Here is a 21,829-nt window from a genome sequence, read left to right as displayed (position 1 = left end):
GATGGAAGAAAAAGCAATTTTTGCAGGCGGCTGTTTCTGGTGTATGGTGCAGCCTTTTGATACACAACCAGGGATTATCTCAGTTGTTTCGGGTTATACAGGTGGGCACGTGCCTAATCCAACATATGAACAGGTTCTAACACACACAACAGGCCATACGGAAGCAGTAGAAATCACTTTTGATCCAGCGATTATTTCTTACGAACAATTAGTGGATATTTATTGGCAACAAACAGATCCTACTGATGCTTTCGGTCAGTTTCAAGACCGCGGCGATAATTATCGGCCAGTTATTTTTTATCGTTCCCAAGAACAAAAAGAAATTGCTGAGAAAAGTAAAGAACGTCTAGCTAATAGTGGTCGTTTTACAGAACCAATTGTTACCACCATCGAACCAGCAGCACCATTTTATCCTGCTGAAGAATACCATCAAGACTTTTATAAAAAAGACGCTTTGCGTTATGGATTGTCCCATCAACGTAGAAGTGAATTTATCGAAGAAAAATGGAGTGATTAATTTACATGAGACGAAGCTTTTACCATTACTTAATGACATTAAAAGGTCCGGCTAAAGATTCTGAAACTGATTTTGCCAATGAAGCGGCCAAAGATATTCAGTTTCCAAAACAAACCGAGGATTATCATGAACTTTCTTCTTATTTAGAAATGAATGCTGACTATTTAAGCAACATGGACATCTTTGATGAGTTATGGGAAAAGTACCTTGAAAACAATAAATAAATCCAGAGGAAAAGCAAACAAAGCTTTTCCTCTTTTTTCATTCATGTTATAGTAAACAAAAGTAGTGACGAATTTGTTAGAAATGAGATGAAATCTATGAAGAACAAACGAACTGTTCCTTTTTATCAATATATTATTTCGCTCCTCTGTGTCGCATTTTTAGCTGGAGGAAGTAGTTATATTTATTTTGATCATCGTGTTAAAAAGATGAGTCAAGAAGGGGCAATTACCAATGCTGATTTAAGCAAAGTGCAGGATTTATATAATGAAATTAGTACCAATTATGTAGGTGAAGTAGATAAAAATGAATTAGTTGAAGGCGCCTTAAAAGGCATGTCTGAAGCTATTGGAGACCCATACTCAACTTATCTAAATGAATCTGCTGCAAATGATTTAAACGAAAGCTTATCTGGCGATTTTGAAGGAATTGGTGCCACTATGACAATGAAAGATGGCGAACCAGTTGTAGCAGAGGCCCCTGTAGCAGATTCCCCAGCTGAAAAAGCGGGAATCAAAGAAGGCGATATTATTGAAAAAGTTGATGGTACAGCTACAAAAGGGATGAAACTAGCAGAAGTCGTCTCAAAAGTCCGAGGTAAAAAAGGAACTTCCGTTGAATTGACTATCCAAAGAGAGGGAGAAACTAAAAATATCTCCATCAAACGTGGGAAAATTCCCGTTAAAACAGTGACTGGTGAGTTAGACAAAAATGATGCACAAATTGGCTCGATTAAAATTACGTCCTTTGGTAAAAAAACATATCAAGAATTGAAAGAAACAATCACGAATTTACGTGACAAAGGAGCTAAATCCTTTGTAATTGATGTACGCCAAAATCCTGGTGGACTGCTAGATCAAGCAGAGCGAATGGCCAGTATGTTTTTAAAAAATGGCGAAACAATTGTTCAATTTGAAGACAAAAAAGGACGTACGATGAAAGAAGTTGCTTCCAAAGAATTAGACGGCGGCTTTAAAGTAAAAGAACCTGTTGCAGTTATCATTGATGGCAATAGTGCCAGTGCATCCGAAATTTTTGCTGCAGCACTGCATGAATCTGCGAATGTCCCACTAATTGGAACGAAAACATTTGGCAAAGGAACGGTCCAAACGGTGAAAGATTTAAATGACCAAACCGAAATAAAATTGACTGTTTTAAAATGGTTAACACCAAAAGGCGAATGGATCAACGAAAAAGGAATTGAACCAACCATCAAAGCTGATTACCCCGAGTATGCCTATTTAAAATTGATTCCTCGCGATAAAACGCTAAAAGAAGGAGATCAATCTGAAGATATTCAGAACTTAAATGCTATTTTAGCTGTATTAGCGTATCCTGTTGATGAAAACAATGCAAACTACACCGCAGAAACAAAAGCAGCGGTTAGCGATCTTCAACAGAAAAATGGCTTGCCTGTAACTGGAGAAATCGACAATGAAACAGCCACAAAAATTGAAGCCACTTTAGGTAAATTAATTCTTGAAAATGACGCTGCCTACGATACAGCAGTCAAAGAAATTCAAAAAAACTAGAAAAAAGGTGGCACGAAGTTGAAGAAGAAACGTGATTATGTTGGGTATTTAATGTACTTTCTGAAAATCTTAGTACCAGCAATCGTAGCCGTTTTTATTTTAAGAGGATTTTTCCTGATTCCTGTTCGGGTGGATGGCCATTCCATGCAAAAAACCTTGAATCAAGGAGATATGATTGTGATGGAAAAATTCTCCGCCATTAAACGGTTTGATGTGGTGGTCTTTAAAACAGACACAGGATCGATTCTGATTAAACGTGTGATTGGTTTACCAGGAGAAGCTGTGCGTTACGAAAACGATCAGTTATATGTCAATAATCAGCCAATCGCTGAACCGTATTTAACTAAAAACAGAAAAAAAGATCATGAAACGATGCCTTACACTACGAATTTTGATTCAAAAGAATTGTTAATGCAAGAAAAATTACCTAAAGATAGCTATTTTGTGCTTGGTGATAATCGCCGTATGTCCAAAGACAGCCGTTCTTTTGGTGCAATACATGCAGATCAAATCTTAGGGAAAGCACAATTTGTTTATTACCCACTCACTCATATGAAGATCATTCCTAAATAAGTAAGACCACTAGTTCGTTTATTTAAATAACGACTAGTGGTCTTTTCTAATCTGAAAAAATGTTCTCTTAGCTGAAAAATGTTAAGGTTAAAGTAATGATAGATGTAGGAGGTCATGCAAATGATTAGAAAAACAATTTTAGCAAGTTCTATCTTAGGCGTTGGGTTGCTAATTGGTGCATGTGGGAATCAAACCCAAACTCAAATGAATTCAACTAATACCAGTGAATCATCACAGCCTAAAGTAACCGAATCAAGTCGCAAGTCATCTGAAAGTGCGTCTAATAACGAAGGTGTATCAAGCGATTCTAGTAAATCCACAAGTTCCACTACAGAATCAGAAATCTTAAAAGGTCTGGCGGAAGAAAAAACGCTAAAAGAAAAAATCCCGTCCTTAAATCAAACAACGATTAAGAAAGTCACTGATAATGAGTATAAACGCATTCTTGTGATGGAAGAAAAGGCTACAGGAACGACCTATAAAAGTATTTTGATAAAAAAACAAAATCGCTTAAAAATTGTCAACGAAACAACCGATGAATTGTTATACAATGGAACCCTATAAGAACGAAACCATTCAATAAACTCAAAAGTATCGCCATTGTTTTCAAAGAAAAATTTCTTTGGAAACAATGGTTTTTTTGTTGACAAAAGAATTTCTAAGATATATAGTTAGTTACATAAGTAGTTAACCGTTTAAGCGAGGTGTAAAAATGGAATTTAATTTTTCGGGGGAAAAGCCTTTATTTCAGCAAGTAGCCGATCAGATTGCCGAAGGAATTTTTAATGGCGCTTACTTAGAAGGCGAACAAATTCCCTCAACCACAGAAATATCAAAAAGTTATCAAATCAATCCAGCCACCGTTTTAAAAGGAATGAATTTATTAGTAGAACGACAGTTGATTGAAAAGAAACGGGGGATTGGCATGTTTGTTTTACCAGGCGCTCAAGAGAGAGTAAGAAGTGCACGGAAAGAAGAATTTTTAAATAAAGAAGTCTTAGAAGTTGTCGCAGAAGCTAAAAAATTAGGGATTACAGCTGAACAATTAAAACAACTAATTGAAAGAGGGTATGACGCATGAGTTTGCGGGTGGAATCAGTAAGTAAAAAATATCATCAAAAACAAGCACTAGATAATATTTCAATTACTTTTGAAAAAGAAACGATTTATGGGCTCTTAGGCAGAAACGGGGCTGGTAAAAGTACGTTATTAAATATCATAAATAATCGAAGTTTTGCCACTTCAGGTTCCGTTAAATTGGCGGGAGAAACAGTGACCGATAATGAGGCTGCTTTGACTCATATTTACTTAATGAGTGAAGATAATTTGTTTCCTCCTCAGTTAAAAATTAAAGATATTTTTAAAACGACTGAAGGTTTTTATGGATCCTTTGACTGGTCTTTAGCCGAACAAATGTTAAGCGATTTTGATTTAGATGGTAAAAAGACATTCAAAAAATTATCAACTGGTTATCGGAGTATTGCTAAACTAATAGTGGCGCTATCCGTCCCCTGTGAGTATATTTTTTTAGATGAGCCAGTCTTAGGTTTAGACGCCAATCATCGGGAATTATTTTATACTTATTTAATTGAGACATACCAAGAACGTCCCCGTACGTTTGTGATTTCTACCCATTTGATTGAAGAAATTGCGAATTTATTAGAAGATATTATCATCATTGATCAAGGAAAATTGATTCGCGCAGAATCTATTGAAACAATTTTGAAAAACGGTCGCATTGTTTCTGGGCCGAAAGAACAAGTAGAGCGCTATACTCAGTCATTGGAAATCTTAGGCATGGACACTTTAGGTGGAGCAGTTACGGCTTACGTGTACGGCGACTTGCCGACTGAAAAAGCAGAGGTTCAAATTGCGCCGCTAAATTTACAAACATATTTTGTACAATTAACCAATAGAAAGAAGGAAAAGTAAAATGAAATTTAAAACAGCTTTGCGGTATCGTGTTATTTATCAAGTCCGTTCCTTAGCAATTTATTTTGGCTTTTATGCTTTGTTCGGCATTCTTTTTCCTCTTATTGGGTTGCTCTTTTCTAACGACGTGAACACTGTCAGCTCTGATGCAGTAATTCCTTGTCTGGTTTTTATGGGGATACTATCATTTTTGGGGATGAACACAGATTTTAAACTGTTTATTCAAAACGGGCTTTCCCGCTGGACAATTTTTTTGGTGAATTTTGTAAGTAATGCTATTTTATCTTTGGTTGGATCCTTTGCTGTACTTGTACTGATTAAAGTATTTAGCGGCAATTTCATTTCTCATTTTCAATTATCAATGAAATTAATTGATGTCTATGCACAAGGAAACTTTTTCATGTCGTGGTTGCTCTTTTTTATCTTACTAATGCTTAGCGGCTCACTTGGCTTGTTAGCAGGTGTCTTTAATGATCGGATAGATGGCGTAAAAAAACTCATTGTTTTATTGCTGTTATTAATGATTCCTATTTTACTGGGCACGATTGCACAATTAGGGGGGGCACCAATGCGCCTGAGAATGCTCCATGTCTTGCAAGCAATGGTTGGTTATCAATCCACTGGTTTTACTGTCCTACCACTTCTTCTGACAATCAGTTGCTTTGTTGGTATTAATCTTGGCTTGGCCTATTTATTGAATAAACATCGTGAAATTAAACGCGTAAATGCATAACTAATTAATAAGAACATGTTCAATGAGGTGAATTTGGAACATGTTCTTATTGTTTTAATTGAGAGATACATCGGAAGTACCATGACAAAGGAAAGGGCTTCCGTCAAAATAGAAAGAGAAGAAAGGAGTATGAAAAGAGTAAAAAACTTTGTAAATAAGTAAACGACAAAGAATGAAAAATGGAGGGGTAACATGGCGGTAATTGAAGCAAAAAATATTAAAAAAAGTTATGGAAAGAACGAAACAAAATTTGATGCGTTAAAAGGTGTTGATTTAAAAGTTGAAAAAGGTGAATCTGTGGCCATAATTGGTAAAAGTGGCTCTGGGAAATCAACATTTATGCACATTTTGGCATTGTTAGATCAACCAACTTCAGGAGATATTTATTTAAATGGTAAAAATGTTACTAGTATTAGAAAGAAAGTGCTGAATAAAACGAGAAATGAAGAATTTGGTTTTGTTTTTCAACAATTCTTTATGAATGCCAAGGATACAGTTTTAAATAATGTTCTTTTACCATTAAAAATTGGTGGGATTTCCGGTAGCAAGAGGAAAAAGATGGCTTTAGATGCGTTAAAAGCAGTCGGTTTGGAAGATAAAGTTCAAAATAAAGCGAATAATTTATCTGGTGGCCAAAAACAACGGGTATGTATAGCGCGTGCTTTAGTTAATAATCCGCAAATTATTTTTGCAGATGAACCTACAGGGAATTTAGATTCTGCCACTGGGAAGAAAATTGAAGAATTGTTATTTGATTTAAATAAAAATAAAGGAATTACCTTAATTATTGTGACACATGATCCAGACTTAGCAGCACGTTGTGATCGGCAAGTTCATGTTCGAGACGGCTTGATTGTAGGAGGAGATGAGTAAATGAAATTTAGAGATATTTTAAAATCAGCTAGTACCAATTTAATGCGTAATAAAGGTCGAACCGTATTGACCATTATTGCAATCTTTATTGGAGCATTTACCATAGCTTTAACTACAGGAGTCAATATTGGTGTAAATGATTATATTGACAAACAAGTCGGCAGTGTCGGTGGTGCAAATCAGCTATTTATTCAGCCAAAAATGGAGATGAATGTTGGTAACGGAACAGAACCAAGTAAATATAATCCAGAGAAAAAAACCAGTACGATTCAACAACAAAGTATGCTTGCTGAAAAAGATATTGAGAAGATTAAAAAAATCTCGGATGTTACATCAGTGGAACCAATGAAATCCGTTGCTATCGATTATATAAAAGGAGCAGATAAGCATAAATATGTATTTTCAGCAACTTCTGCGCTAGATGAGATGACCATTGATTTAGCGGCTGGCCGTAAAGTTTCGCAAACGAGCCAGGACTTCGAAATTAATTTGTCACCAGAATATGTAAAAGCGCTCGGCTATACATCTAGTAAAGCTGCCGTGGGAGAAACAGTTCAATTAGGTATCTCAAGTTCCTTGAAAGGACAAGAGCAAGTTATTGAAGCAAAAATTGTTGGCGTTAGAAATGCCAGTGTCATTCAAAATGGGCTCTCGTTGATGAATAAAGCATTGATTGATAAAGTTGTCTCAATCAATCAAGCAGATCTTCCAGAACATTTAAAAAATCAATACGCGATGATTATTGCTGAAGTTAAAAAAGACAGCACGCCAGAGCAGATTAAGGACATCAAAAAAGATTTAGACAAAGCTGGCTATTTAGCGACTACTGTCGAAGATGAAATTGGCATGATTCGTAATATAATCAATGCAATCACTGGTGTCTTAACCATGTTTGGTGCAATTGCCTTGTTAGCTGCAAGCTTTGGCATTATTAACACGCTGTATATGTCTGTCCAAGAAAGAACGCGAGAAATTGGTTTAATGAAAGCCATGGGACTTAGCAATGGGAAAGTCTTTACAATTTTTAGTGTTGAGGCGGCTTTAATTGGCTTTTTTGGCTCAATATTAGGCATTTTAGGAGCTGTTGGGGTTGGAAATTTAGTTAATCGTTTGGCAACGGATTCTTTTTTAAAGGCTTTAACAGGATTTAAATTAATTCAATTTTCATTGCCATCTTCACTAACGATTATCTTAGTTATTATGTTTATTGCTTTTTTAGCAGGAACTTTACCAGCTCGAAGAGCAGCAAAATTAGATCCAATTGAATCTTTACGTTATGAATAATAGACTAAAAACAGCTACTTTCTCTCAATTTAACTAAAGCATATTCTTATATAAAAAGAAGGCAATAGGCGTATACTAAAAGTGTGAAAAATGAAACAAATGAGAGGAAGTTGGTTTATGAAAGCTGTTGTGATTAATCAGTACGGAAGTAAAGAGGTACTTGAAGAAGCAGAAGTAACACTGCCAGAATTATCGGAACATCAAGTGTTGGTAAAAGAATACGCGACATCAATTAATCCGATTGATTGGAAATTGCGTGAAGGATATTTAAAACAGATGTTTGATTGGTCCTTTCCGATTATTCTTGGTTGGGATGTCGCTGGTGTGATTACAGAGGTGGGGAGTCAAGTAACGGATTGGCAAGTTGGCGATAAAGTTTTTGCTCGTCCTGAAACTACTCGTTTTGGCACCTATGCAGAAGTAACGATTGTGGATGATCATTTATTAGCAAAAATCCCTGAAACAATTAGCTTTGAAGAAGCGGCTGCCGTTCCGTTGGCTGGTTTAACCGCTTGGCAAGCATTGTTTGATCATGGTCACCTTAAAGAAGGAGAAACTGTTTTAATTCATGCTGGTGCAGGTGGGGTCGGTACTTATGCGATTCAACTAGCAAAAGAAGCGGGCGCACATGTCATCACGACCGCTAGCGCAAAAAATCATGCCTTACTGAGAAAAATTGGTGCAGATGAAGTGATTGATTATCATACAACGAATTTTGCAGAGGTATTAGCTGATGTTGATTTGGTCTTTGATACAATGGGTGGTGAGGTTCAAAAAAATAGTTTTGACGTCTTAAAACCAAACACAGGTCGTCTTGTTTCAATTGTGGGCATTGAAGATAAACAATTGGCAGCCGAAAAAAATATTTCTGCTGAAAGTATTTGGCTTCAACCAAATGGAGAACAATTACAAAAAATTGCTGATTTGATGGCAGCTGGAAAAGTGAAATCAATTATTGGTGAAGTTTTCCCTTTTTCTAGACAAGGGATTTATGATGCACATGCACTCAGTGAAACGCACCATGCAGTTGGTAAAATAGTTGTTCAAATGGCAGAATAAAAAGAAGCTCAGACAGTGAATTATCTTAAAATAGAAAAAGTGAGCCTGGGACAAAAATCCAAAGAGATTTTTGTCCCAGGCTCAAAACCTGATAAACGGCGGGAACAGAACCAACTCCTTCGGAAATAAGCCGAAATTCTCCAAAAATTAAAGAGCAATTTTCGGAAATTTCTTCTTATTTCTCGGAGCTAAACGGTTCTGTCCCGACCTCACTTTTTTGTTAAGAGGACAGATGTGCCAACCAAGTTTGTGTTTCCTTAATTTCTTGATAAGTTAATTGATGACTTTGTGTCCAAACCTCTTGTACGGTTGCTCCATGATTCTGAAATAGTTGAATCACACGCATACTTTCAGGAAGTGGAACAATCGGGTCATGCTCTCCTAGAGATAATAAAACAGAAGTGTCGGTCAAGTCTGGTTGATTGGTCAATTCAACAGGAAACATGGGATGATAGAGGACAGCTTGATGGTAACTATCGGGATGAGTAAGCAATAATTGAATAGCGATATTGGCCCCATTTGAATAGCCAATAAAAATAATTTTATCCAATGAAAATTGATGCTCGTTAGCGGCTTGTTGAATAAACTTATGAAGTGCCTCGCCGCGTTTTTCTAAATCTTCTAAGTCATAATGACCTTCCGCTAGGCGCTTAAAATAACGATTCATTCCATTTTCTGAAACATCACCACGAATACTTAGCACAGTAGCTTGTTTATTTAGTTCTTGGGCAATTGGTAGGAGAGATGTTTCATCACCACCTGTACCGTGAAGTAGCACAAAGACAGGTGCTTCAGGATGTCCTTTTTTAAAAATTGAATGCATGTTTTTTCCTCCTTAGGCTCGTTTTGTATTGAACGGCTTGATAACACTCTCAATATACTCACGACGGTTTTCTAAAAATGGCGCAAGAGATAACTTTTCTCCTAATGTTTCGTAAGGTTCATCCCCCATAAATCCTGGTTCATCGGTGGCTAATTCGACTAAAATATGCCCAATACGAACATACAATGATTCAAAGTAATAACGATCGACATAGCCAGAGTTTTGTAAGCCTAAATGATCAAAGAGCGCTTGCCAAGTCCCAAGTGATTTACGATCCGCTAGGCGGAATGCAACGTGATGTACTTCACCATATCCTTGTTGCGCTTGTGAGCTAGTATCATCGTCTACCAAAACGACTTGGGCACCATTGCCACCTTGCCCAACTTCTAGTAAATAGCGATTGCCTTCTTGTGCCACTACGTGAAAGCCTAGAATTTCTTCAAAGACTTCTTTGAATTCATGAAAATAGGAAATAGCTATTTCGACAGGTCCTAAGCCATAAATCGCAAATTCTGTAGGGACAGGTCCTTTTTTCCAAGGGGTGCCCGCTGCAACACCCTGATTTAATTCATCAGAGATTAATTGATACGCTTGATCATCAAAATCCCAAAAGCGAAGGACCTTTTTCCCGAATTCTTCAGAAATACCTGTGTGTTTGACAGCAAATTCATTGAAGCGATTTTCATAATAAGTCAAAGCTGCATCTGAAGGAACCCGGAACCCTGTTCTTGAAATTGTATTGGTTCCTTTTAATCCTTTAGGGTTATTGGGAAAATCGAAAAAGGTCATGGTTGTACCTGGTGTACCCAAATCATCGGCAAAATAGGTGTGGTAAGTATAGATATCATCTTGATTCACTGTTTTTTTGACTAAACGCATCCCTAAAACGTCTGTAAAGAAGTGATAGTTTTTTTCTGCATCACTTGTCATAGCTGTAACGTGGTGGATTCCTAATAATTGATCTTCTTTTTTCATCATTATTTCCTCATTTCGTTTCATTTGTTATTTTTCGTAAAGTTTTTTGAAGAAGAGTTAATTCTTCAGAAGAGAGTTGTTCAAATGCTTCTGCAATTCGCTTTGCATGCATCGGGAAAATTTCTTCAATTAATGTTTTTCCAGCTTCTGTTAATTCAACGTAAGTAATGCGTCGGTCTTTTTCACTGGGGGTGCGCGTTACATAGCCTTTTTTATGTAATTGGTCAATAACATAAGTGGTGCTACTGCTAGCGATTAAAATTTTCTCCTTAATTTTTTGGATGGTCTGAGGACCTTTATGGAGTAACAGCTCTAATACTGAAAATTCTGTAATGTTTAAGTCATAACAAGTGACATCTTGCTTGGCAAGTTGCTCTAGTTGATGGCTGGTTCTTAATAAACCGATATAGGCTTTTAAAGCTTCTTGCTGTTGGGTCATTGTTTCACCTCTTTTTATTTCGAATTCGAGGTAAATATAACTTACTTTTGGTAAGTAATCAATTAATATGCTTAAAAAGACAGCCAGCAAAAAATGTGAATTTTTTCTGGCTGTCTTTTTTGTTTAATTTAGAAGATCGTTGGAACTAAGCCGCCATCGATTCTTAAGGCTTCGCCTGAGAATGAAGAAGAATCCGGGCTGGCCACAAAGGTAACAAAACGACCAATTTCTTCTGGTCGAATGAGCCGTTGGATTTGTGAACGAGAACGATGATTTTTCATGAAATCTTTTTCCCAATCCTCTTTGGGAATGTCTGAATCAGCGTACATATCTTCCAACATTTTTTCTACACCTTCGGTAAGGGTTGAGCCAGGCATAACCGTGTTAACGGTGACATGTGTGCCGACAGTTAAGTTGGATAAACTTTTAGCTAAGGAAAGATTCATCGTTTTTGTCATGCTATATTGGGGCATTTCGCCAGAAGGCATCACCGCTTCTTCGCTAGCGATGAAAATAATGCGACCAAAATCTTGTGCAAGCATTTTAGGTAGATAAGCTTTTGCTAATGCATTGCCTGACAACACATTCACAGTAAAAAATTTTTCCCAAGTGGCGTCATCGATGTCCCAGTATTCCATTGGCTCAAAAATCCCCATATTGTTCACTAAAATGTCGACTTTAGGGAATTTTTCAAGTAAAGTAGCTCGTTGACTTTCAATGGAAATATCGGCAGTCCCTGCTTGAGGATGAGTGTCTGGAAACATTGTTTGTATTTCTTCAACAACTTTGATTACTTCGGCTTCATTGCGCCCATTGATAATGACATCGGTCCCTTCACGAGCCATTTCAATCGCAATTGCTTTGCCAATTCCTTTGGTTGAACCAGTAATTAATGCTAATTTCTTCGTTAAGTGTAAATCCATTTAAATCCCTCCAACGTTTGTCTATCTCTAGTGTAGGTCTTTTTCTGGACTTTTAAAAGGAAAAAGTTTTTTCGGCCCGCGAGAAACAAGCCCCAATAATTACTTAACAGCTGAGTTTTCACTTTTTGGGCGTAAAACGAGTAATTATTGTCAGTAAAAAAGCGTCACTTTTTTGATAGAATAACTAGAGACGAAATTGGCAAAGACCAATTTTGTAAAATTGTACATAAAAAAGAAGAGTGGGAATGCTATGAAGAAACAATATTACTGGAATATACCCGATAACTTATTAAACTCGTTAAAACAGCGGAAAAAGTTATACAACTTTTATAAAAATGAACAAAATAAGGCAAGAGAATTAGTAGAGAATTGTCAGTCGGTTCTTTTTCCTGAATTAGTCGCTTCGCTGAATAAAATAGATGAGCGGATTAAATTATTGATATTCTATCAAAATTTAGAAGATTGTGAGCTTTCAGAAGAAGAAATTATTACTGTGATTGAGCGAGAATATTTTGTAACTTTTTACGAAACAATTGAAGAACCGACCACTGAAATTATTAGTAGTCATTCTATGTATTATTTATTGCAACAGCCGACTAAAGAAATGCTTTGGGATTTAGACTTTAGTAACATGTTAAAACAAGGTCAGTTAGTTGATTTAATGGATTATCAAAAATTGACCAAATATTATCAAAAGCTGCAGAATCAAGCTAAAAATTTGATTGAAAAATTAAATAAAGAAACATTTTACACATTCTATAGTCAACTTTTATTGATTGATTGCCAATGCAAATTATTAATAGAAGAGGCGCTTCTAAAAGAAGAATCATTGATGACGGTCGATGAATGCTTAACAGCCATTAAGCAAGAAATTCGAAAAATTCATTTTGAACAATTTAAATACCAACATTATTTATTTGAAGATTTATCTTTGCGGTACCAAGTTTAACGAAAGTGACAAAAAGAATGGTTGAATCTAACAAGAATGTTCGTTGTTTTCTGTTATATAAAAAGATATGATAGTTTCTGTAGAAAAAATAAAGGAGACGATTCATGAACGCAAATCGCTTAAAGTTATTGATGATGGGGTTAATGGTTCTTGACCATATTAGTTATTTTGTTCCGCCAGGATGGGCACTGATTTTTCATGTAATTACTCGTTGTGTCGGTGTGTTTTTTGGTTACATGGCTGTAGAAGGGTTCAACTATACACGGAATGTTTATCGTTACAATGGTCGTTTGTATATTTGGGCAGCAATCATGTTTGTTGGAAATACGCTGCTAAATCATTTAGTGAATAATCCAGCTGTCGCTGTTCACAACAATATTTTCTTCACCTTAGCCCTTGGTGTCAGTATGTTAATTGTGACAAAAGCGATGCTAGAAATGCCAAAAATCAGTTTAAAAATTGTTTTATTGATTAGTATATTAGCAATTTTAGGAATAGGAGCAATGTTTGCTGAAGGTGGCATTGTGATGTTACCTTTTATGTTGATTACGTATTTAGCCAGAAAGAGACTTGTCTTACGGAACTGTTTATATGGTGCATTAGCGCTCTTTTTCTTAGTTACAAGTTTTCAATGGTTGGGAGATTGGCCAACGACAATTGAAATGTTAGCTTATAATTCTGATTTTATGTTTATCACTGTGTTACCATTTATATTGCTTTACAATGGTGAGAGAGGGAGCAAAGCACCATTTTTCAAATATTTATTTTACGGATTCTATCCGCTTCATTTATGGCTGATTGCATTGATAGCCAATTACGTTCATTAAACCTTTTTATATTAAAAAAATAAAAATAGCGACTCACATTTTTGTGAGTCGCTATTTTTTTAGATGGGTAAGATACTGATTCCTAAAAGAAGAGTGACAAGTAGAAAAACAAAAAGCACAATTCGCTTATCATGAACCAGTAAGGCAATGTATTCTCGGATTAGAGCAGTTGGTAAAAAATATAAGGCAGTTGGCGCCCCGACACCTTCAGCTTTTAAGCCGACACGATGGGCATACATAGCTCCTCGTAAGACATGATAGTTATTTGTTGAAAAAATAACAGAGGGTTGTTTAGAATCAGACGGCATCTTTTGCCAATCTGCCTGAATTATTGCTTTAGAAAACAACATATTTTCATAAGTGGTTGTGGATTGGCCCTCCATCAAAATTGCTTCTGCAGGAATATTTTGTGAAAGCAAATATTTTTTCATTGCGAAAGCTTCGGCCACAGGTTCGTCAGGACCTTTACCACCGCTGACTACAAATTTAGCGGTGGGATTTTTTTCATAATATTCAATCCCTTTATCTAACCGACTCTTCAAAAGTGGAGGTACTTCCTCGCTACGAATTCCCGAACCTAAAACAATGATATAATCAACCGCTTTTTTTAAAGGAATCATTTGGTACATCCATGAATACAAGACGTAAGCAGCAAATAGAAAGGTCAGTAAAAGATCCATTAACAATAGAAAAAGTAAGAACAGAAAAAGCATATAAGGTATTTGCGCTGTGCCAACTGATAATAAATATAGAAAGGCTGGTAAAGCAATTAATAAGTTCAGCCCTAAGCCCGCCGACAATTTAGCCGTGACACTTTTGCCTTCTTTCGTTTGCATCGTACGTGAGTTAAAAATAAAGTAAAGGCAAATGCCGATAAACACAGCGGGAATTAATAGATAAGCAATGGCCAAGGTAATTAGGTCGCCATTCTTAAAATGTAAATAAATTTTGTCTAATCCGATAAATAGTAAGGTGACTAATGACAATAAGGTGCCGGAAGCCAGAGTGATACCGCCGAGGATACTGCGGTTATTAATTTTTAATATACCAAATCCTAGTAGGGCGATAAACAAAAAGAATAGTAGTAGTGCCATTTAATTCCTCCTAAAAATAAGTATCTAAAGTATAACATGCTTTAGGATCTGACATAAATAAACAGCTGTGCCGAAGCATAAGTTTTCCTTTCATTCTTAGAAAAGAAGTTTTTTCATGAAAAGTAAATTAGATAACAATTGTTTAGAGAAAGAAAAGCTTGATTTACTAAGCTTTTCCTTCTCTATAAAAAATATTAATGAGGACATAAAAATTAACAATTTGTATGCGTTTACATACTAAGGTAGATTTAAAGTGTAAAGAAGAAAAAATGAGGTGAGAAAATGATCACTGTTTCAATTGCAGGAGGTTCACAACCAGAGATTTTACAGCTAGTTAAAAAAGCACTAAAAGAAGCCGAGCAACCGTTGCAGTTTATTGTATTTGATACAAATGAAAATCTTGATACTGAAAATCTCTGGAAATATGTTCATTGCTCAGATGAGGCCGCGGTAGCACAGGAAGCTGTCAGTTTAGTTGCAACCGGTCAAGCACAAATTTTATTGAAAGGAATTATTCAGACCCACACATTACTAAAAGAAATGTTGAAAAGTGAGCATCAATTAAAAAATAAACCGATTCTTTCCCATGTAGCAATGGTGGAGCTGCCTGCAGGAAAAACCTTCTTGTTAACCGATTGTGCGATGAATATCGCTCCCACTCAAGCGACCCTCATTGAAATTGTTGAAAATGCTAAAGAAGTCGCCCAAAAATTGGGATTGCATCACCCGAAAATTGCTTTGTTAAGCGCAGCGGAAAATTTCAATCCTAAAATGCCTTCGTCTGTTTTAGCAAAAGAAGTCACGGCACATTTTAATGGTCAACAAGAGGCTACGGTTTTTGGGCCACTTTCGCTTGATTTAGCGACCTCTGAAGAAGCGGTTGCGCATAAACGTTACAGCGGTCCTATCATGGGGGATGCAGATATTTTAGTGGTCCCAACTATTGATGTTGGAAATTGTTTATACAAATCATTAACCTTGTTTGGGCACGCCAAAGTGGGAGGAACGATTGTTGGCACAAAAGTCCCAGTCGTTTTAACATCTAGAAGCGATTCAACAGAAAGCAAATTCCATTCATTAAGATTTGCCATGAGACAAGTTTAAAAAAAGGAGCAGAAAAAAATGGAAACAGTATTGGTTATTAATCCTGGCTCGACCTCCACGAAGTTAGCGCTTTTTGCTAATCATGATTGCTTGGCAGAAGAAACGCTTAGACATAGCGTCCAAGAATTGGCACCTTTTGAAAATGTTGTCAGTCAAACACCATTTCGAAAACAAATGATCGCGGAATTTTTAGAAACACATAACATCACACAATTAGCCGCTGTCGTGGGGCGTGGTGGTTTGCTTAAGCCTATTCCTGGCGGTACGTATCTTGTCGACCAACAAATGCTAGAAGACTTGCGGACAGAACGCTTTAATACCCATGCTTCAAATTTAGGGGCGATTTTAGCTAATGAGTTTGCAGAAAAATATCACGTGCCAGCCTTTATTGTCGATCCTGTTGTTGTAGATGAGCTACAGCCATTAGCCAGGATTTCTGGATTAAAAGGCATTCAGCGGCGTAGCGTTGGTCACGCCTTAAATCAAAAAGCGGTCGCTCGAAAAATCGCTGAGGATTTAGGGAAAACATATGAGCAAAGCAATTTTATCGTTGTTCATTTAGGTGGGGGCATTAGCTTGGGGGCGCATCAAAAAGGCCGCATGGTGGATGTGGTAAATGGGCTTGATGGTGAAGGTCCTTATACGCCAGAACGCAGTGGCGCCTTACCGCTCGTTGAATTTGCGCAATGGATACTTGAACAGGAGTTGACGATTAGCCAAGTGAAAAAGCTAATTGCGGGGAATAGCGGTCTTAAATCATACCTAGGTGAAACAGATTTACGGCATATCCAAGCACAAATAGCTGCAGGTGATCAAACAGCAAATTACTATTTAAAAGGAATGTGTTACCAAATCGCAAAAAGTATTGGCGAGATGGCCGTAGTTCTTGAAGGCACAATTGATGCAATTATTTTAACAGGGGGCGCAGCCTACTCGCAAACCGTTGTTCAAGAAATTAGTCAAAAAATCACTTGGATTGCACCAATTAAGGTTTACCCAGGTGAAATGGAGATGGCTGCTTTATATGAAGGCGTCAATCGAGTATTAACAGGGGAAGAACAAGCTTTAAATTATAGTGAAGCAAAAATTGAGCAGGAGTGATCAAAATGGCGGAACAAACAGATTTACTGATTTTAGGTGGCGGAACAGGAGGCTATGTAGCAGCAATTCGAGCTGCACAAAAAGGGCTAAACGTCACAATTGTTGAAAAATACAAATTAGGTGGCACTTGTTTGCACAAAGGCTGTATCCCTACAAAAGCTTTATTAAGAAGCGCAGAGGTTTTTGATACCTTAAAACAAGCGGCTTCTTTTGGGATTGAAACAGAGGCAGCGTCCATTGATTTTTCTAAAATACAACAACGGAAAGAAGGAATTATTGAGCAGTTACACAAAGGTGTTGAAGGCTTATGCAAAAAAAATAAAATCAAAATTTTAGCAGGCGAAGGTGCGATTTTAGGTCCCTCTATTTTTTCACCAGTCTCTGGCGCAGTGGCAGTTACGTTTAATGATCCAACACGGGAAGAAGAAATTATCGTTCCTAAAAATGTCATTATTGCGACAGGTTCTAGTCCTAAAACGTTACCTAATTTGCCACTGGATGAAGAATTTATCTTATCTTCTGATGGGATGCTTGAATTAGAAGAGCTACCAGAATCAATTGCAATTATTGGTGGTGGCGTTATTGGTGTCGAGTGGGCTTCTTTATTAAATAGTTTAGGTGTCACCGTAACTATCATTGAATTTTTGGATCGGTTACTTATAAATGAGAGTGCAACAATTTCTAAAGAATTAAAGAAACGTTTAGAGCAACGAGGAATTAACATTTTATTAGGTAGCAAAGTCCAAGAAGCGAAAGTTACCGGGCAGAAGGTTCAAATAGAAGTTGCAGGACAAGAAAGCCTCGCTGTTGACAAAGTCATGGTAGCAATTGGGCGTCAACCCAATATCAATAAGTTAGGGTTACAGAATACCTCAGTGAAATATACTGACAAAGGCATTGAAGTAAATGAATTTTATCAAACCACAGAAGGACATATTTATGCGATCGGTGATTGTATCGATACACTCCAACTAGCACATGTGGCTATGAAAGAAGGAGAGTTAGCTGTTCAGCATCTTTTAGGCGAGACAGTTGAACCTTTAAATTATACAAACGTGCCTCGAGGTGTTTATACAAATCCTGAAATAGCAAGTGTCGGCTATACTAGAGAAACTTTACCAGCAGATAAAGAAGTAGTGATTGGCACCTTCAATTTTAATGGTAATGGTAAATCACTTGTTTATGGAGAAACAGATGGCTTTATAGAAGTAATTCGTGACAAGAAGACCGATGATTTATTAGGGGTTTCTATGATTGGGCCACATGTCACGGATTTAATTGCCGAAGCAAGTACTGCCATGTATTTAGATGCCGCGCCCATTGAAATTGGTGAAGCAATCCATGCGCATCCAACAATGACAGAAGTATTGCAAGAAGCAGCCTTAGATACTTATGGCTTAGCGATTCACAAATAGAGAAAGGTTGATGAAAATGAAAACGCTTAAAAAATCGGGTTTATCAAAAGAAGAATTGATTCAGGCATATCGTCAAGTACTACGAGGACGTCGTTTAGACGAACGGTTGTGGCAATTAACAAGGATTGGTAAGACCTCTTTCAATATTTCTGGTCAAGGGGCAGAAGTTGCACAAGTAGCGATGGCGATGGCTTTTAATCCTCAAAAAGATTATTTTTTACCGTATTATCGTGATATGACCGCGTGCTTGGTTTGGGGCATGACCTCCAAAGATATTTTAATGGGTTCTTTTGGAAAAGAAGCGGATCCTTCTTCCCATGGTCGTCAAATGCCGAATCATTATGGTTCAAAAGAGCATAATATTGTTTCCTTCTCTTCAACAGTAAGTACACAAATGCCATTAGCAACAGGTGTTGGTTATGCAGCGCAACTTCAAAAAGCTGATTTTGTTGCATTGACCACCACTGGGGAAGGCTCTGCCAATCAAGGAGAAGTCCAAGAAGCTATGAACTTTGCAGGCGTAAAAAAATTACCAGTCATTTTTGTTGTTGAAAATAATGAATATGCGATTTCTGTCCCAATTGAAGAACAGTATGCCAATAAACGAATGGCCGATCGCGCGAAAGCTTATGGCTTTGAAGGTGTAACCGTTGATGGTAGTGATTTTACTGAAGTCTATCTAGCATTTAAAGAAGCAGTAAAAGCGGCTCGCGGGAAAAAAGGACCAAAATTGATTGAATTAATGGTTTCTCGCTTGACTTCTCATTCCGCTGACGATGATCAATCTGTTTATCGTTCAAAAGAAGAAATTGAAGAGATGAAAAAGAATGATGCAGTGAAGCTTTTTGAAAAACAATTATTAGAAGAGGGCTATTTAACAGACGAAGACATTGCCAAAATTGATGAAGAAATTCGTACAGAAATCAATCAAGCAACGGATGAAGCAGAAGCAATGCCAGATCCTGTACCGACATCAATTTTAGAAGAAGTGTATGCAAAATAAGAGAAGAGGAGAAGAAATATAATGGCTGAGATGACTTATTTAGAAGCAATTAACTTAGGAATTTCTGAAGAAATGGCTCGTGATGAAAAAGTAGTTATTTTTGGAGAAGATGTCGGCGGCGACAAAGGCGGCGTGTTCGGTGTAACAAAGGGCTTGGCTGCTAAATACGGTGACGAGCGTTGTTTTAATACACCGTTAACAGAAGGCTTAATTGGTGGTTTAGCTGTCGGCTTAGGTTTAATGGGCTATCGCGCAATTGGTGAATTTCAATTTGCGGATTACATTTTGCCTGCAACCAATCAATTGTTATCAGAGGCTCGGACAATGCGCTATAGAACAAAAGGCGATTGGACTGCGCCAATCGTTTATCGGACCCCTTATGGCGGCGGTGTTCGTGGTGGGCTGTATCATTCTCAGTCTACAGAAAAAGTTTTTTGTGGACAACCAGGATTAAGAGTGGTGACCCCCTCTAATCCTTATGATGCAAAAGGGATGATTAAAGCAGCGATTCGTTCCGATGATCCAGTCATTTTTTACGAACATAAGCGTTTATATCGTTTACTAAAAGATGAAGTGCCTGCAGATGATTATATCGTACCAATTGACAAAGCCAATGTCGTTAGAACGGGTAGTGATTTAACCGTGATTAGTTACGGCATGACCTTGCAATTAGCTTTAGCTGCGGCGGAAAAACTAGCCGCTGAAGGAATTGATGCCGAAATCGTCGATGTTCGCTCATTATATCCTTTAGATCGCGAAACATTAGTAGCTGCAGCTAAGAAAACAGGGAAGGTTTTACTCGTAACAGAAGACAATAAAGAAGGCAGCGTGATGAGTGAAATTGCGGCAATGATTTCAGAAGATGCTCTCTTTGATTTAGATGCACCGATTCAACGACTTGCAGGACCTGATTGTCCAAGCATGCCTTATGCATTACCTTTAGAAAGAGAATTTTTAATCAATGAAGAGCAAGTATTAGCAGCAATGAAAGAATTAGCAGAATTTTAATTGAAGCAAGGAGGAAAAAATAAATGGCCACAAAAGAAATCAAAATGCCTCATCTAGGCGAAAGTGTCACAGAGGCAGCCATTGTCCAATGGTTAGTTAAACCAGGAGATTCAGTGAAACGTTATGATCCCTTAATGGAAGTCGTTTCTGATAAAGTCACCACGGAAGTCCCATCAGATTTTGATGGTGTAGTAAAAGAATTTCTGATTTCTCTAGATACAGATGTGCCCATCGGAACAGCGGTGATGACGTTAGAGACAGAAGAAACAACCGAAAAAACAGAAGAAGCTACTTTAGCACCAGTGAAAGAAGCAAGTGCGGAACAAGCACAAGAACATGAAACGGTTGAAACAACAAGCACTGCGACGTCCCATCAAAAAAATAATGGTCGTTATTCCCCAGCAGTCCTTAAAATTGCCCAAGAAAAAAAGATTGATTTAACACAAGTTACAGGGACAGGTCGTGATGGTCGAATTACTAGAAAAGATGTTACAAACTTTACACCAACACAGGCAAGAACGCCTGAGAAAACAGTGAGTCCAGGAACTAGCCCTTCAATTTCAGAGGAGCCAGTTGCTTCGCAAAATGAAAGCGCCGCAACAGCTAGTCCAACTGAAACAACCACAGATAAAATTGTCTCTGCAGATCCTGTACGTAAAGCAATTGCTAAAAAAATGGTCCAAAGTGTCAACGAAATCCCTCACGCTTGGTTAATGGTGGAAGCGGATGTGACCAACTTAGTCCAACTTAGAAATTCATTAAAAGATGAATTTAAACAACAAGAAGGCCTGTCTCTAAGCTTCTTCCCATTTTTTGCCAAAGCAGTCATTCAAGCGTTAAAGAAAAATCCAAAAATCAATACATCTTGGGATGATGGCTCAATTATTTATCATAAAGATGTTAATTTATCCATAGCTGTAACGACAGACGAGCATCTTTACGTGCCAGTGATTCAACAAGCGGATAACTATTCGATTGCAGGGCTAGCTAAAGAAATCAATCGCTTGGCACAAGAAGTCCGACAAGGAACGCTAGCAAGCAAAGAAATGCAAGGAGGGACCTTTACTCTTAATAATACTGGAACACTAGGTTCCGTCCAATCGATGGGAATTATTAACCATCCACAAGCTGCGATATTACAAGTAGAGTCAATTAATAAACGCCTTGTGCCAACCGCAGATGGAGGCTTTAAAGTGGCAGATATGGTTAATTTATGTCTTTCTATTGATCATCGAATTTTAGATGGACAACAAGCAGGTAAGTTCTTGCGAGATGTTAAAGATAATTTAGCGAAATATAATGCGGATACGGATGTATATTAAAAATCGTTCCTTGCTTTAGTTAAATAAAAAGCGCCTCAAAGAAATAAGCGCTCTTCTTTGAGGCCGCTCTTTATCTAATAGAAAGTTCAATCATTCTCAAACTTGTTCTAAAAAAACAAAA

General features: G+C 37.3%; 23 protein-coding genes and 2 pseudogenes. 20 read left to right on the top strand and 5 right to left on the bottom strand.

The window, feature by feature from the left end; all coding sequences use genetic code 11:
• Position 1 precedes the first annotated feature (1 nt).
• The 11 genes from msrA (at position 2) to IGK72_RS07095 (ending at position 8,725) form a co-directional block, all read left to right on the top strand.
• A complete protein-coding gene (msrA, locus tag IGK72_RS07145; RefSeq protein WP_002357448.1) occupies positions 2-517 on the top strand; it encodes a peptide-methionine (S)-S-oxide reductase MsrA in 516 nt (171 codons plus the stop codon).
• A gap of 5 nt (positions 518-522) precedes the next feature.
• The gene (locus IGK72_RS07140) at positions 523-741 is read left to right on the top strand and encodes a YozE family protein (RefSeq protein ID WP_002364020.1); all 219 of its coding nucleotides are present in this window, start codon (positions 523-525) and stop codon (positions 739-741) included.
• An 87-nt stretch (positions 742-828) separates the two neighbouring features.
• The gene (locus IGK72_RS07135) at positions 829-2,271 is read left to right on the top strand and encodes a S41 family peptidase (protein WP_002369330.1); all 1,443 of its coding nucleotides are present in this window, start codon (positions 829-831) and stop codon (positions 2,269-2,271) included.
• Positions 2,272-2,289: 18 nt separating this feature from the next.
• Positions 2,290-2,844, top strand: coding sequence for a signal peptidase I (lepB, locus tag IGK72_RS07130; RefSeq protein WP_002382369.1), 555 nt, complete (start codon positions 2,290-2,292; stop codon positions 2,842-2,844).
• Between the two features lie 114 nt (positions 2,845-2,958).
• Entirely contained in the window at positions 2,959-3,408 is a 450-nt protein-coding gene (locus IGK72_RS07125) for a hypothetical protein (RefSeq protein ID WP_002357452.1), read from the top strand.
• Between the two features lie 148 nt (positions 3,409-3,556).
• Positions 3,557-3,925 carry a GntR family transcriptional regulator gene (locus tag IGK72_RS07120; RefSeq protein WP_002357453.1) on the top strand — a complete coding sequence of 123 codons (369 nt, stop codon included), beginning with the start codon at positions 3,557-3,559 and terminating at the stop codon, positions 3,923-3,925.
• Complete coding sequence (locus IGK72_RS07115) at positions 3,922-4,776, top strand: ATP-binding cassette domain-containing protein (RefSeq protein ID WP_002366745.1); 855 nt, start codon at positions 3,922-3,924, stop codon at positions 4,774-4,776. Before IGK72_RS07120 ends, IGK72_RS07115 begins: the two co-directional genes overlap by 4 nt.
• Before the next feature lies 1 nt (position 4,777).
• Positions 4,778-5,509 (top strand): hypothetical protein, encoded by a 732-nt coding sequence (locus tag IGK72_RS07110; RefSeq protein WP_165548461.1) that lies wholly within the window; start codon positions 4,778-4,780, stop codon positions 5,507-5,509.
• A gap of 192 nt (positions 5,510-5,701) precedes the next feature.
• Positions 5,702-6,382 (top strand): ABC transporter ATP-binding protein, encoded by a 681-nt coding sequence (locus IGK72_RS07105; RefSeq protein WP_002357457.1) that lies wholly within the window; start codon positions 5,702-5,704, stop codon positions 6,380-6,382.
• Positions 6,383-7,666, top strand: coding sequence for an ABC transporter permease (locus IGK72_RS07100; protein WP_002357458.1), 1,284 nt, complete (start codon positions 6,383-6,385; stop codon positions 7,664-7,666).
• A gap of 90 nt (positions 7,667-7,756) precedes the next feature.
• Positions 7,757-8,725: an NADP-dependent oxidoreductase gene (locus IGK72_RS07095; protein WP_014525018.1), complete on the top strand. Its 969-nt coding sequence runs from the start codon at positions 7,757-7,759 to the stop codon at positions 8,723-8,725.
• Positions 8,726-8,945: 220 nt separating this feature from the next.
• On the opposite strand, the gene IGK72_RS07090 is transcribed toward IGK72_RS07095, so the two are convergent.
• From IGK72_RS07090 to IGK72_RS07075, 4 genes are all read right to left on the bottom strand, one after another.
• Positions 8,946-9,548, bottom strand: a complete 603-nt coding sequence (locus IGK72_RS07090) for an alpha/beta hydrolase (RefSeq protein ID WP_002361880.1) — start codon at positions 9,546-9,548, stop codon at positions 8,946-8,948.
• A 12-nt stretch (positions 9,549-9,560) separates the two neighbouring features.
• The gene (locus IGK72_RS07085) at positions 9,561-10,523 is read right to left on the bottom strand and encodes a ring-cleaving dioxygenase (RefSeq protein ID WP_002381868.1); all 963 of its coding nucleotides are present in this window, start codon (positions 10,521-10,523) and stop codon (positions 9,561-9,563) included.
• Between the two features lie 10 nt (positions 10,524-10,533).
• Complete coding sequence (locus IGK72_RS07080) at positions 10,534-10,962, bottom strand: MarR family winged helix-turn-helix transcriptional regulator (RefSeq protein WP_002379481.1); 429 nt, start codon at positions 10,960-10,962, stop codon at positions 10,534-10,536.
• 128 nt (positions 10,963-11,090) lie between these two features.
• Entirely contained in the window at positions 11,091-11,885 is a 795-nt protein-coding gene (locus tag IGK72_RS07075; protein ID WP_002379479.1) for an SDR family NAD(P)-dependent oxidoreductase, read from the bottom strand.
• Positions 11,886-12,081: 196 nt separating this feature from the next.
• On the opposite strand from IGK72_RS07075, the gene IGK72_RS07070 reads away from it, so the two are divergent.
• Positions 12,082-12,834 carry a DUF7006 family protein gene (locus IGK72_RS07070; RefSeq protein WP_016616339.1) on the top strand — a complete coding sequence of 251 codons (753 nt, stop codon included), beginning with the start codon at positions 12,082-12,084 and terminating at the stop codon, positions 12,832-12,834.
• Positions 12,835-12,938: 104 nt separating this feature from the next.
• Positions 12,939-13,661, top strand: coding sequence for a TraX family protein (locus IGK72_RS07065; RefSeq protein ID WP_002379477.1), 723 nt, complete (start codon positions 12,939-12,941; stop codon positions 13,659-13,661).
• Between the two features lie 59 nt (positions 13,662-13,720).
• Here the strand turns inward: IGK72_RS07065 and IGK72_RS07060 are convergent, their stop codons facing one another.
• Positions 13,721-14,755, bottom strand: coding sequence for a YdcF family protein (locus tag IGK72_RS07060; RefSeq protein ID WP_023895066.1), 1,035 nt, complete (start codon positions 14,753-14,755; stop codon positions 13,721-13,723).
• A gap of 282 nt (positions 14,756-15,037) precedes the next feature.
• Between IGK72_RS07060 and ptb the strand changes: the two genes are divergently transcribed.
• From ptb to IGK72_RS07025, 7 genes and pseudogenes are all read left to right on the top strand, one after another.
• A complete protein-coding gene (ptb, locus tag IGK72_RS07055) occupies positions 15,038-15,859 on the top strand; it encodes a branched-chain phosphotransacylase (RefSeq protein WP_002357471.1) in 822 nt (273 codons plus the stop codon).
• 18 nt (positions 15,860-15,877) lie between these two features.
• The gene (gene buk / locus IGK72_RS07050; protein WP_002364005.1) at positions 15,878-16,960 is read left to right on the top strand and encodes a butyrate kinase; all 1,083 of its coding nucleotides are present in this window, start codon (positions 15,878-15,880) and stop codon (positions 16,958-16,960) included.
• 5 nt (positions 16,961-16,965) lie between these two features.
• Positions 16,966-18,375 carry a dihydrolipoyl dehydrogenase gene (gene lpdA, locus IGK72_RS07045; protein ID WP_033591475.1) on the top strand — a complete coding sequence of 470 codons (1,410 nt, stop codon included), beginning with the start codon at positions 16,966-16,968 and terminating at the stop codon, positions 18,373-18,375.
• Between the two features lie 10 nt (positions 18,376-18,385).
• On the top strand, positions 18,386-19,378 hold the full coding sequence (locus tag IGK72_RS07040) for a thiamine pyrophosphate-dependent dehydrogenase E1 component subunit alpha (RefSeq protein ID WP_002379474.1): 993 nt from the start codon (positions 18,386-18,388) through the stop codon (positions 19,376-19,378).
• 21 nt (positions 19,379-19,399) lie between these two features.
• On the top strand, positions 19,400-20,386 hold the full coding sequence (locus IGK72_RS07035) for an alpha-ketoacid dehydrogenase subunit beta (protein ID WP_002357475.1): 987 nt from the start codon (positions 19,400-19,402) through the stop codon (positions 20,384-20,386).
• 23 nt (positions 20,387-20,409) lie between these two features.
• Positions 20,410-20,580 (top strand): annotated as a pseudogene (locus IGK72_RS07030) (biotin/lipoyl-containing protein); the annotation flags it as partial.
• A gap of 192 nt (positions 20,581-20,772) precedes the next feature.
• Positions 20,773-21,708: pseudogene (locus IGK72_RS07025) on the top strand (dihydrolipoamide acetyltransferase family protein); the annotation flags it as partial.
• Positions 21,709-21,829 lie beyond the last annotated feature (121 nt).

This window comes from Enterococcus sp. DIV0183, assembly GCF_050541505.1.
Classification (GTDB): domain Bacteria; phylum Bacillota; class Bacilli; order Lactobacillales; family Enterococcaceae; genus Enterococcus; species Enterococcus faecalis.
This window is presented reverse-complemented; position numbering and strand designations above follow the sequence as displayed.